The sequence below is a fragment of the Streptomyces sp. NPDC005794 genome (genome assembly GCF_042871445.1).
Taxonomy (GTDB): Bacteria; Actinomycetota; Actinomycetes; order Streptomycetales; family Streptomycetaceae; genus Streptomyces.
The window spans coordinates 17,646-29,575 of record NZ_JBIAIN010000036.1 but is presented as its reverse complement, the minus strand read 5'-3'; the positions used below and the strand labels follow the sequence as shown (position 1 = coordinate 29,575).

At 68.2% G+C, this 11,930-nt stretch carries 6 protein-coding genes and 3 pseudogenes; 8 read left to right on the top strand and 1 reads right to left on the bottom strand.

What is annotated here, in order from left to right; translation table 11 throughout:
• Window positions 1–216: 216 nt before the first annotated feature.
• The 6 genes and pseudogenes from ACFYQ5_RS35395 to ACFYQ5_RS35370 form a co-directional block, all read left to right on the top strand.
• On the top strand, window positions 217–549 hold the full coding sequence (locus tag ACFYQ5_RS35395; RefSeq protein WP_389203638.1) for an ATP-binding protein: 333 nt from the start codon (window positions 217–219) through the stop codon (window positions 547–549).
• Window positions 550–683: 134 nt separating this feature from the next.
• Window positions 684–1,076, top strand: a complete 393-nt coding sequence (locus tag ACFYQ5_RS35390) for an SseB family protein (RefSeq protein WP_389203636.1) — start codon at window positions 684–686, stop codon at window positions 1,074–1,076.
• Window positions 1,077–1,123: 47 nt separating this feature from the next.
• Window positions 1,124–1,720, top strand: a pseudogene (locus ACFYQ5_RS35385) (hypothetical protein).
• Window positions 1,720–6,012 (top strand): annotated as a pseudogene (locus ACFYQ5_RS35380) (putative T7SS-secreted protein); the annotation flags it as partial. The pseudogenes ACFYQ5_RS35385 and ACFYQ5_RS35380, both read left to right, overlap by 1 nt.
• A 338-nt stretch (window positions 6,013–6,350) precedes the next feature.
• Window positions 6,351–6,833, top strand: a complete 483-nt coding sequence (locus ACFYQ5_RS35375; RefSeq protein WP_389203634.1) for a hypothetical protein — start codon at window positions 6,351–6,353, stop codon at window positions 6,831–6,833.
• Window positions 6,834–7,136: 303 nt separating this feature from the next.
• A pseudogene (locus tag ACFYQ5_RS35370) lies at window positions 7,137–7,589 on the top strand (serine/threonine protein kinase); the annotation flags it as partial.
• A 150-nt stretch (window positions 7,590–7,739) separates the two neighbouring features.
• Here the strand turns inward: ACFYQ5_RS35370 and ACFYQ5_RS35365 are convergent.
• Window positions 7,740–8,939, bottom strand: a complete 1,200-nt coding sequence (locus ACFYQ5_RS35365) for an ROK family protein (protein WP_389203642.1) — start codon at window positions 8,937–8,939, stop codon at window positions 7,740–7,742.
• Window positions 8,940–9,093: 154 nt separating this feature from the next.
• Between ACFYQ5_RS35365 and ACFYQ5_RS35360 the strand changes: the two genes are divergently transcribed.
• Both ACFYQ5_RS35360 and ACFYQ5_RS35355 read left to right on the top strand, forming a co-directional pair.
• Window positions 9,094–10,323 carry an MFS transporter gene (locus ACFYQ5_RS35360; RefSeq protein WP_389203631.1) on the top strand — a complete coding sequence of 410 codons (1,230 nt, stop codon included), beginning with the start codon at window positions 9,094–9,096 and terminating at the stop codon, window positions 10,321–10,323.
• Between the two features lie 151 nt (window positions 10,324–10,474).
• A complete protein-coding gene (locus tag ACFYQ5_RS35355; RefSeq protein ID WP_389203629.1) occupies window positions 10,475–11,866 on the top strand; it encodes a uracil-xanthine permease family protein in 1,392 nt (463 codons plus the stop codon).
• The last annotated feature ends 64 nt before the right edge of the window (window positions 11,867–11,930 follow it).

Genomic DNA, 11,930 nt, shown 5'->3' with positions numbered 1-11,930 from the left:
GGAACATCCCACTTCGCGGCACGTTCCCGGAAACCAACACGAACCCCGACGAACCAGCCCCGCCAGGGTTGACGAAACAGATAGGGGCACCCCCCACACCCTTAACCCCTGCCGCCGCCGGCAGAACCTCGCCGGCGGCGGCAGGGATGCGCGAGTGCCCTCCTGTGTAGAGCCCCGCGCACCCCACGCACATCGATCCCATGACAGCACGTCACGATGCGTTTCAGCTCCACGCCACGAGGCGCCCGACTCGCCCGGGGCCTGGCGGATGAACGCCTCGATGCCTGGGGCATCCCGTACGGGAGCGACGCGCACGATGCGTTGCTGCTGATCGTCGCCGAGCTCAGCAGCAACGCGGTGCGCCACGGTCACGTGTCAGGCCGCGACTTCCGCCTCCGCCTCTCCGCCGAGGGCACGGCCATCCGCGTCGAGGTCACCGACACCCGGGGCGAACGCCTCCCCGCTCCCACCAGCCCGGCGTCGCCCGATCAGGAGGGCGGCCGCGGCCTCCTGTTGGTCGCAGCCCTCGCCGACCGCTGGGGCTGGTAACCCTGCGTGGACGGGCCGGACAAGACGGTGCGGGCGGTCCTGGAAGTCTGCCCGTGCCCGGAGCAGCAGCGCAGGCGATCACGACTGGCGGACTTGGACGAGCTTTTGGGGCCGCCCCCGACAGAGAACCCCTCGTGACGTCGGGCAAGGCCGAACAGGACCAATTGCGTACGGCCCGACGAGAGTTTGCTGTGTTGCTGGGTGAGTTCCGGCGAACGGCGGTGCTGGTGCCGCTGGACGAGACCGGTGACCTGTGGTCGGCGGAGCAGAACGGTGTGCGCTGGATCTGCGCCTTCTCGGATCAGGAGGCATTGGCCCGGTTCGCGTTGGCCCGTGGGGGGGATGCCGGGCGGGAGTGGACGTATCAGGCCGTTCTGGGTGCGCGGTTGCTGGATGTGATGGTGCCTTTGCTGCCGGGCCCGGCGGGAGTGGCGCTCGATGCGGGGAGTACGGACGGCATGTTGTTCCCGCCGGTGGCGGGCATCGTGCCGGACGCGGTCGCGGTGGATCTCGGGGGGATGCAGTGAGCGGGGAGAACGCGGATCTTCAGGTGCCGCCGGAGGCGTAGGCGGAGATCGCGAAGGGGATCGACCTGGCGCATGCGGAGCTGAAGGAGCTCGGGTTCATCGGCGAGGCGTCGGTGGGCCGGGGGTTTTCGGATCTCGCCTTGTCGGGGCTGGAGTTGGGGCACGGCGGGCTGACGTCCGAGTTCGAGACGTTCTGCAATCGGTGGGAGTGGGGCGTGCGGGCCCTGACGCAGAAGGGCAACGTCTTCGCGCTGGGGGTGGGGTTGTCGGCGGGTTCGTTCGCGGAGCAGGAGCAGTACGTAAAGGACTCGATCAAGATCGGTGTGAACTCCCTGAACGGGAACCCGCACGCGTCCGAGGACGACATCAAGGGGATGAGCTGGAACACGATCAGCACCCAGCCCGCCTACGACAACCCGGACTACAGCCGCGAGTCATGGGACGCCGCCCATGCCTAGGTGAAGCAGACCTGGAAGGACACCGCCTACGACGTGGAGGACGCCGCGCTCGACTCGATGGAGCGCAGCGGGCTGATGGACCCGGAGGTACGGGACGCGGCGGACGAGCGGCTGCGGGAGCAGCTCGATCCGTCGCAGGAGACGATCGATCAGGCTGAGCAGCCGCGGTGGGGGGAGAGTCGCTGATGCCGGACTGGGGGAAGTGGGGCGACGCCCTGTACGACGGGGCGGGCAACCTGGTCGACAAGGGCAAGGAGATCGTCGGCACCGGGATCGACAAGGGCACCGATGTGCTCGGCTCGGGTCTGGAGAAGGTCGGTGCCGATGAGTGGGCGGACGCGGTCGAGGACTGGGGCGATGAGAACGCCTCCTCACTGGGTGCGCACGTCGGGGAGCAGCAGCTCGGTCAGACCGAGGAAGCGGATGAGCTGATCCACGGCCGGCCGGAGAAGATCAGTGCGGCGGTGAAGAATCTCCGCGATTTCCAGAAGGCGTTCGATCTCGTCGGCGGCGGGATGAAGAAGCTCGACTCCGGCCACTGGAAGGGCGAGGCCGCCGACGCCTTCCGCGCCAAGTTCCAGACACTGCCCACCGACTGGCTACGGGCGGCAGATGCGTTCGAGGACGCGGCCAAGGCCCTGGAGACGTACGCGGGGACGGTCACCAGTGCGCAGGCCAAGGCTGGTGAGGCGATCGCTCTCTACAAGGAGGGCAAGCAGGACTACGAGACGGCGGCGGCCTCTTTCAAGGAGAAGGCGGAGGCGTACAACGCGGTCCGCAACACCGACCACCCTCTCCCGCACCCAGGCACCTTCTCCGACCCGGGCGCGGCCAAACGACGGCACGCGCACGAGATCCTTCAGCGCGCCCGCCGGGCACGTAACGAGGCGGGCGATGCGGCGCAGGGTGCGATCACCGCCGCGATGGCGCACGCACCGAAGGAACCCACAGGCCTGGACCGGGCCAAGCAGGAACTGATCGACTACGGAATCGGTCAGTCCGTCGAACTGGCCCATGTCGGCGGCGGTGTCATCAAGGCCTCAGCGGGACTGGTGAACTTCGTCCGCTCGGTCAACCCACAAGACCCGTACAACCTGACGCACCCGGCCGAGTACTACAAGGGCGTCAACATGACGCTTGCGGGCCTCGTCTCCACCGCCGCCAACCCCGACCGCGCGCTGAAGAACGCCTGGGACGCGGCCAAGGGCGACCCTTCCGAATTCATCGGCCGACTCCTGCCCGAACTGGTCGGCACCAAGGGCGGGGGCCTCCTCAAGGGCGGGCTGCGTGCCGGGATGAAGCGCCTACCCGATCAACCCCGGGGCCCTCACCGCGAAGGCCACGAGGCTAATCCCGACTCCAACGGGCAGCAGTGCAGCAAGGTCAAGTGCGCCAACGACCCGATCGACGTCGCGACCGGGCGCATGCTGCTCCCGCAGACGGACATCGTGCTGCCGGGATCACTGCCTCTGGTCTTCGAGCGCGTCTTCGACTCCTCGCACCGCGCCGGCAGATGGTTCGGCTCCGGCTGGTCGAGCACGGTCGATCAGCGGCTTGAGATCGACGCGTAAGGCGTGATCTTCAGCTGCAACGAAGGCAGCCTGCTCGCCTACCCGCACCCAGCACCCGGCACCCCCGTCATGCCCACGCACGGCAGGCGCTGGCCCCTGGACCGGGTGACCGACGGCTACACAATCACGGATCCGGAGACCGGCCAGGTCCGGCACTTCGTCGACCAGCCTGGCGGCGACCTGGCGCTCCTGGCTCAGATCGACGACCGCAACGGCCGCTGGATCGCCTTCGAGCACGACGAGGCCGGTGCTCCGACATCGATCGTGCACCACGGCGGCTACCACCTGAAACTCACCACACACGAAGGCAGGGTCACTGCCCTCCACCTCGCAGGCGCGGCCTACGACGGCACCGACCAGGAGATCCTCCGCTACGGCTACACCGACGGCCACCTCACCGCGGTCACCAACTCATCGGGCAAGCCCGTGCGTTTCGACTGCGACGATTTGGGCCGCATCACGGCGTGGACGGACACCAACGGCAGCCGGTACGAGTACGTCTATGACGAACACGACCGCTGCGTCTACCAGACCGGCACCAACGGCCACCTCGAAGCCCACTTCACCTGGGACGACACCGACCCCGACACCGGCTTGCGCCTGACGTCCATGACGGACAGCCTCGGCCACACCACCCGATACGTGATCAACGACCGCTCCCAGGTCGTCGCCGAAATCAACCCCCTGGGTGCGGTCACCCGCTTCGAGCACGACCGCTACCACCGGCTCCTGTCCGTCACGGACCCCCTCGGGCACATCACCCGCTCCACCTACGACGAGCACGGCCACCTGGCCTCGGTGACCCGCCCGGACGGGCGGGAAATGACGGCCGAGTACAACGCTCTCGGGTTGCCTGTACGCATCAAGAGCGCGGACGGCACGGTCACTCGCCAGACCTACGACGGCTGCGGTAACCGTACGTCGGTCACCCTTCCGTCAGGCGTGACGACCTTCTACACATTCAATGAGGCTGGGCACCTCGACTCCATGACCGATGCACTCGGACACCGCACAGCGGTGCGATGCGACAAAGCTGGTCTGCCCGCCGAAATCGTGGACCCCCTGGGCGTCACGACGCGCTACGAGCGCGACGCTTACGGCCGCCCGTCCTCGATAACCGATGCCCTGACAGCTGTCACTCGGTTCACCTGGGCCACGGAGGGGCAACTCACCCATCGTATGGACGCCGACGGCAGCGAACAGTTCTGGACCTACGACGGTGAAGGAAACTGCCTCACGCACACCGACCCTCTGGGAGGCGTCACCACCTTCGAGTACTCAGACTTCGACCTACTCGTGGCACGTACCGGACCGGATCGAGCGCGGTACGAGTTCAGCCACGACCCACTGCTCCAACTGACCGAAGTGACGAGCCCACAAGGGCTGCGCTGGAGCTACAGATACGATCCGGCCGGTCGCCTCACCTGGGAGAGCGACTTCGACCGCAGGGTGCTCACTTACACCTACGATGCCGCGAGCCGCCTGGTCTCCCGTACCAATGGCGCCGGCCAGACCATCCGATTCGAACGCAACGAACTCGGCCAACTGCTTCGCAAGAACGCAGACGGAGCACTCACCCGCTACGAGTACGACTCCTTCGACCAACTGGCCGTCGCATCAGGCCCGGACGCCGCTCTGACCCGGATGCGAGATCGGTACGGGCGCTTGAAATACGAAGTCGTCAATGGGCGGCGCCTCACCTTCGAGCACGACGCTCTCGGACGCCGAAACGGTCGAACCACGCCCGGCGGAGCCGTCAGCACATGGTCCTACGATGCAGCGGGCCGCCGCAGGGAGCTCACGACATCTGGCCGCACACTCACCTTCGAGCGGGATACGGGAGGACAAGAGATAGCGAGGCACATCGGCGCCGCAGTCACGCTCAGACACAAGTTCGACATCATGGGTCGGCTTACCGACCAGCATGTGACGGGTGCCAATCGCACCGTTCAACGCCGCACCTACTCGTATCGCGCCGACGGCAACCTCCTTGGTATCGACGATCAGGCCCGCGGCACCCAGACCTTCGATCTGGACGTGCTCGGCCGAGTCACTGCCGTGCACGCCTCGGGCTGGACCGAGCGATACGCCTACGACTCAGCCGGTAACCAGACCAAGGCGGCCTGGCCTGCAGCGCACCCCGGGCAGGAGGCCACAGGTGCACGCACGTACAGAGGTACGCGCATCAACATGGCGGGGGATGTCCGCTACGAGTACGACGGACAAGGCCGGACCGTTCTCCGCCAGAGACGGCGACTCTCGCGGAAGCCGGAAACGTGGCGGTATGAGTGGAGTGCCGAGGACCGGCTTACCTCTGTATGCACGCCGGACGGCACGAAATGGCGCTACTTGTATGATCCTCTTGGGCGTCGTACAGCAAAGCAGCGCCTCGCGGAGGACGGAAGTACCATTCTTGACCAGACTTCCTTCGTTTGGGATGACGGAAATCTCTGCGAGGAACTGGCCAGCGGGCAGGAACTTCCAAATCCCGTAATGCTTACATGGGACCACGACGGCACACGTCCACTGACCCAATCAGAACGTGTACTTTCGGAAGGGTCACCACAAGAGACCATCGATGAACGATTCTTCTCCATCATCACGGACCTGGCTGGCAGCCCGAGCGAACTTATTGACGAGTCGGGCAAACTAGCTTGGCGGGCACGCGCAACACTGTGGGGCGCGACCACCTGGGCCATTTCGAGCAGGACGTACACACCACTTCGGTTTCCCGGCCAATATTTCGACCCCGAGACCGGCCTGCACTACAACGTCCACAGGTACTACGACCCCGAAACCGCCCGTTACATAACAGTTGATCCTTTGGGTCTCGATCCAGCCCCCAACGCCCAGGCATATGTGACGAACCCGCACACATGGACAGATCCACTAGGACTGAAGCCCTGCAAGATACGCGTATCTCCTGTGGCATCCGACTGGGCTACAAAAGGCGCCCACATTCACATTCCCCTAAAGAAAAAACCTGGCCTCGAAGACGAAATTCATGTGTTCGTCGACGACAACGGCAACATTGCGGGCGCACCGATCAGGCTTGAACATGGGTGGGCCTCGGAAAAGAGTGTCCAGGAAGCTGTCGACGCCGTGAACACCGATCCCAAGCTCCGCGCCGACCTGCTCGCCAAGGCCACATCCGCCCGGGAGCATATGCTTGATCACAACTGGGGCAATAAAAAGAACCGGGCGGACGAAATGAAAGCACTCATCGAAAAGCTGGAGGGGTGGCCGTGAGCGCCACTAGACTAATCGCCTCATTCATCGCAACGGGACGCCTGTACGGGGTCGGCATCGGATCTACCCTCATCGAGCTTCAGCAGGCCATCGATTTTAATTTCGTGGATGTTGTGGACGAAGATGGAGAGTCTATGCGCCGCGACTACGGCTTCATCGAGTTCTATCTGAATCTCGACCAGGACTGGCGGGTATCCGGGGGCTCCATCGAACTGCACAGGCTGGCCGCCCGTAGCGATACGGCCGATCGATGGCGCATAGCCATGCAGGATCACTTCCCTCGATACCTGACATGGGATGAGCTGTACAACGAGTTTGTCAATCTACCGAATGCCCCCTCCCTGCAGAATATCGATCAAGGTGATTTTCAGGAGTATCGCGCATCAGAAACAAAGGTGTCCGTCCTGGTCAGCAATGATCACGAGGAACGCGATGAATGGCTGGGGCACGGCGACGTGTGGAGCGTCAGCCTCGGCTGACGCTCCACACGTCGGCGGACTCCGCGCACCGGGACCGAGCACAGCCACCGCTCCGCTGTTAAGCAGGAGAGCCAAAAGCTTTGCACGGTCCGGCACACCGCCTCCGGTGACCGGAAAGTGTCGCCCCGTCACTCGTTCCCACAGCTTCGCTGTGCTGGAGATCGCCGCCCGGGAAGACTTGCCCCACCATGTCGGGTCCGCGCACCGACACGCGCCGGCCATCAGCGCACGCCCACACGGAGGCAAGGTGCCAGACCAGCCGATCGCCGGGCGGTACTCCTGGAGGAGCTCAGCAGCGGCGGTATGGGCGACGCATGGCACGGCTACGACGCCGTGCTGGATCGGCCCGTCGCCGTGAAGGTGCTCCGACGGCGGGCCGTCGCCGGCCCGCCACAGCTGGCCGAGGAGTTCGCCAAGCGGTTCAAGCGCGGGGCCCGCATCACCGCGCGCATCCAACACCCCGGCGTGCCTCAGGAATTCGACGCGCTACTCGATGACGCCTACGAACGGCTGCTCCTCGTCATGGAGCTGGTCAACGGCATCCCGCTGTCCGCATACATCCACCCGGGTCACCCGCTGCCCGCCAGTTGGGCTGCCGCCGTCGCCGCGCAGGTCGCCACGGCATGTGGTACGCCCGCGACGTGCCCGTCATCCAACGCGACCGGCAGTCCCATCGGGGCCCATCAGTACATGGCGCCGGAGCATCGCGGCGGGCGGACCAGTCCGCAGACCGGTCTGTACCCGCTCGGCTGCGTACCTTCTGGCTGAACGCTGTCTGCTGTTCTTCGCCTACACGCGCGTTTCCTGGTGGTGACGGGGGCCGCGAGCAACCACCATGTCCCGCACCCGAGCCGAGGGGCCGTTACGGCCCTGACTCAGACGTGTCCCGCGCCCGCCAGGCCCCCCTCATCCCCCCGCGCCGAAGAGGGCATCCTGCGCAGCATCCCGGGCGGCGAACAGCGCGCCGCGCAGGACCGCGCCGCCGCCGAGCGTCCCGGCCCTGACCTCCGTACGCAGCGGTGACATCCGGGCCAGCCGCTCCTCCACCCGCGCGGCGAGCGCGTCTCCTCCGGCGCGGCCGACCTCTCCGGCCAGGACGAGGCAGCCGGGGTCGAGTACGGAAACGACGGCAGCGGCGCCGAGGGCCAGGCGGTCGGCTAGCGCCGCCAGAAAGGCTTCGCCGTTCCCGTCGCCCGCACGCAGCGCGGCCCGGACGGCAAACGCGGCTGCGGGGTCCTGCTCCTGCGCGTCGTCCTCAGCGGGCCCCCCCGTACTGATGCCGTGTTCCGCGGCCAGCCGGCAGACGGCGGCGGAACCCGCCAGGGAGTGAAAGCCTCCCTCACAGTTGACTGCGGAGGGGACCCCCGAGGTGCCGGGCACCGGCAGGAACCCGATCTCCCCTGCCCCGCCCGAGGCGCCGCGGCGCAGTTTCCCGTCGAGCATCACGGCGGCGCCGATGCCGCTGCCCAGCCAGAGCAGCACGAAGGTGTCACGGTCCTGGGCGGCGCCGATGCGGTGTTCCGCGACGGCGGCGAGGTTGGTCTCGTTCTCGACGAGGACGGTGGCGGGCAGCCGTTGCTGGAGCTCCCTGACCAGGCCGCTGTGCCAGGCGGGGAGCCCGGCGGTGTTCCTGAGCTCTCCGGTGAGCGGGTCGATCAGGCCGGGGGCTCCGATGCCGACACTGTGCAGCGGGGCGGTGCCTGCCGTGCGCGCCGTGCGTTCCAGCATCGCGACGGCGCGCTCGACGGCGGGCCGTGTGCCCGTGTCGCTGCCGATCGGGAGGGTGGCCTCGGCGAGCGTGACCCCGAGCAGGTCCGCGACGGTCACGGCGACGCTGTCCGTCCGTACGTCGAGGGCGGCCAGGTGCGCGCGGTCCGCGACGATCCCGTACAGCCGGGCGTTGGGTCCCCGGCGGTCCGCGCCGCTCTCCCCCACGACCCGGATCAGGCCCGCGTCCTGGAGGCGGTCCACCAGATCGGCGACCGTCGGGCGGGACAGTCCGGTCATGGTCTTCAACTGAGCAGCCGTCAGCGGGCCGTCCTGCTGGAGGAGCCGCAGGGCGAGCCGGTCGTTGATGGCCCGGGCTGTGCTCGGAGACGCGGGCATGGATGCGGGCATGCCGGGATCCTTCCAGACCGCTGGCGGGTGCCCGCTGCGGGGTTATTTATCAGGCAGGGTTCCTGATAGCTTACGGCCCGCACTGCGTGACGCGGCCCCGGGGAGTCCGGTGGGCCGGAAATTCCAGGGGAGGGCACGGCGTATGACGAAGGACCCAGCGGTCCCGGTCTTCGACAGGGAGCAGATCAGACGGGCCAGATACGCGGTGGCCGCGGTCTTCGCCGTGCACGGGGCGGTGACGGGGAGCTTCGCGACCCGGGTGCCGTGGATCCAGGACCACGCCTCGGTGAGCGCCGGCCAGCTCGGTCTCGCGCTCGCCTTCCCCGCCATCGGCGCCTCGTTGGCCATGCCGCTGGCGGGCAGTGTCAGTCACCGGTTCGGGGCCCGGACGGCCCTGCGCGGGCTGCTGGCCCTGTGGACCCTGGCGCTGATCCTGCCGTCGCTGGCTCCGAACCTGCTGACGCTCTGCCTCGCGCTGTTCGTCTACGGGGCAACCGCCGGAATGTCGGACGTCGCCATGAACGCCCTCGGCGTCGAGGTGGAGAACCGGCTCGACAAGTCGATCATGTCCGGACTGCACGGCATGTGGAGCGTGGGCGCCCTGATCGGTTCGGCGGCGGGCACGGTCGCCGCCCACATCGGGGCCGACGCCCGGCTGCACCACACCCTGGCCGCGCTGGTGCTGACGGCGCTCGGTCTGGCCGCCTGCCAGGGGGTCCTGGACCTGCGCAGCCCGCCGGACGAGGAGCCGCCGCCGCGCTTCACCCTGCCGCCGAAGTCGGCCCTGGTCATCGGGGCGGTGGGCTTCTGCGCGGTGTTCGCCGAGGGGGCCAGCATGGACTGGTCGGCGGTCTACCTCCGGGACGTGATGGACAGTTCGGCGGGGCTCGCGGCGGCTTCGACCACGGCCTTCGCCCTGATGATGGCCATCGCCCGGATCGCCGGCGACAAGGTCGTCGACCGCTTCGGAGCGGTGCGGACCGTACGGGTCGGGGGCGTCCTCGCCACGGTCGGCGGGCTGCTCGTGGTCCTGGCGAACGGCCCGGTTCTGGCCCTCACCGGCTTCGGCCTGCTGGGCCTCGGCGTGGCGGTCGTCGTCCCGCTGGCCTTCGCCGCGGCCGGCCGCAGTGGCGCGAACCCGAGCCGGGCCATCGCGGGCGTCGCCACCATCACGTACACCTCCGGGCTCATCGCCCCGTCCGCGATCGGCTCGCTGGCCGAGGCGACCTCGCTGCTCGTGTCGTTCGGCCTGGTGACGGTGCTGGCGTTCGGCCTGGTCCTGGGGGCCGGGGTGCTGCGGGCCGGCGACCGCAAGGTCGCGGAGGGCGGAGTGCCGCAGCCGGCGCCGGACAGGAGCCCGGCGGGCGGCTGACGGCCGGGCGGGGCCGTCGGAGCGGAACGACAGGTTCCAGCGGTGGCGGGGCCGAGCGCGGGGCCGCACCGCATCGGCACTAACATGGCTCTGATCTTTTCCGCGGGTGGACCCCCCAGGGCGCACCGCACACACCAATCAGGGAGCGACCATGGGCCTCGGCGTGCGCTGGACCTTGCACGGCGACGGGAAGACCCCCGCACCGGGGGCCGTGGTGCGCCCCGACGAGCGGCTCTCCTGGCCCCGTACGTTCGGGCTCGGCGCCCAGCACGTGGTGGCCATGTTCGGCGCGTCCTTCGTGGCGCCCGTCCTGATGGGCCTCGACCCGAACCTCGCCATCATGATGTCCGGTGTCGCCACCGCCATCTTCCTGCTGGCGACGAAGGGCAGGGTGCCCAGCTATCTGGGGTGCTCGCTCTCCTTCGTGGGCGTGGCAGCCACCATCCGGGCCAGCGGCGGCAGCAGTGCCACCGTCACCGGTGCGGTCCTGGCGGTCGGCGCCGTGCTGTTCCTGGTGGGGCTCGTGGTGCAGCGGTTCGGCGCGCGGATCATCCACGCGGCGATGCCTCCGGTGGTGACCGGCGCCGTCGTGATGCTGATCGGCTTCAACCTGGCACCCGTCACCGCGTCGACGTACTGGCCGCAGGACCAGTGGACGGCCCTGCTGGTGATGCTGTTCACCGGGCTGGCCGTGGTCTGCCTGCGCGGGTTCTTCTCGCGCATCGCGATCTTCCTCGGGCTCGTCTTCGGCTATGTCCTGTCCTGGGTGCTCGATCTGGGCTTCGGGAAGATCCACTCCCCGGCCGGCGGCGCGGAGGCCGTAGACCACTGGCGGCTGGACCTGTCGGCCGTGGCGGACGCGGACTGGATCGGGCTGCCGTCCTTCCACGCGCCGAGCTTCGAGTGGTCCGCGATCCTGGTCGCGCTGCCGGTCGTCATCGCCCTGATCGCCGAGAACGCCGGGCATGTGAAGGCCGTCGGCGAGATGACCGGTGACTCGCTCGACGACAAGCTGGGCACCGCGATCGCCGCGGACGGCGCCGCCTCGATGCTGTCCACGGCCGTCGGCGGCCCGCCCAACACCACGTACTCCGAGAACATCGGCGTGATGGCGGCGACCCGGGTCTACTCCACCGCGGCCTACTGGGCGGCGGCCTTCTTCGCCCTGCTGTTCGGCCTCTGCCCCAAGTTCGGCGCGGTCGTCGCCGCGATCCCCGGCGGGGTGCTCGGCGGCATCACCGTGATCCTGTACGGCATGATCGGCCTGCTGGGCGCCCAGATCTGGCTGAACGCCAAGGTCGACCTGCGTAACCCCCTCAACCTCGTACCGGCCGCCGCGGGCATCATCATCGGCGTCGGCGGGGTCAGCCTGAAGATCACCGACAACTTCGAGCTGAGCGGGATCGCCCTCGGCACGCTCGTCGTGATCACCGGCTACCACGCGCTGCGGGCGTTCGCCCCGGCGCACCTGAAGACGCAGGAGCCCCTGCTGGACTCGGGCACGTCCCAGTACGACGAGAAGCCGCCCGCCGGCACGGCCTGAGCAGGGCCGGCCGCTCAGCCGGTGCCGGCTCGCAGGCGTGGAGTGCGGCGCGTCTCCGGCGCCT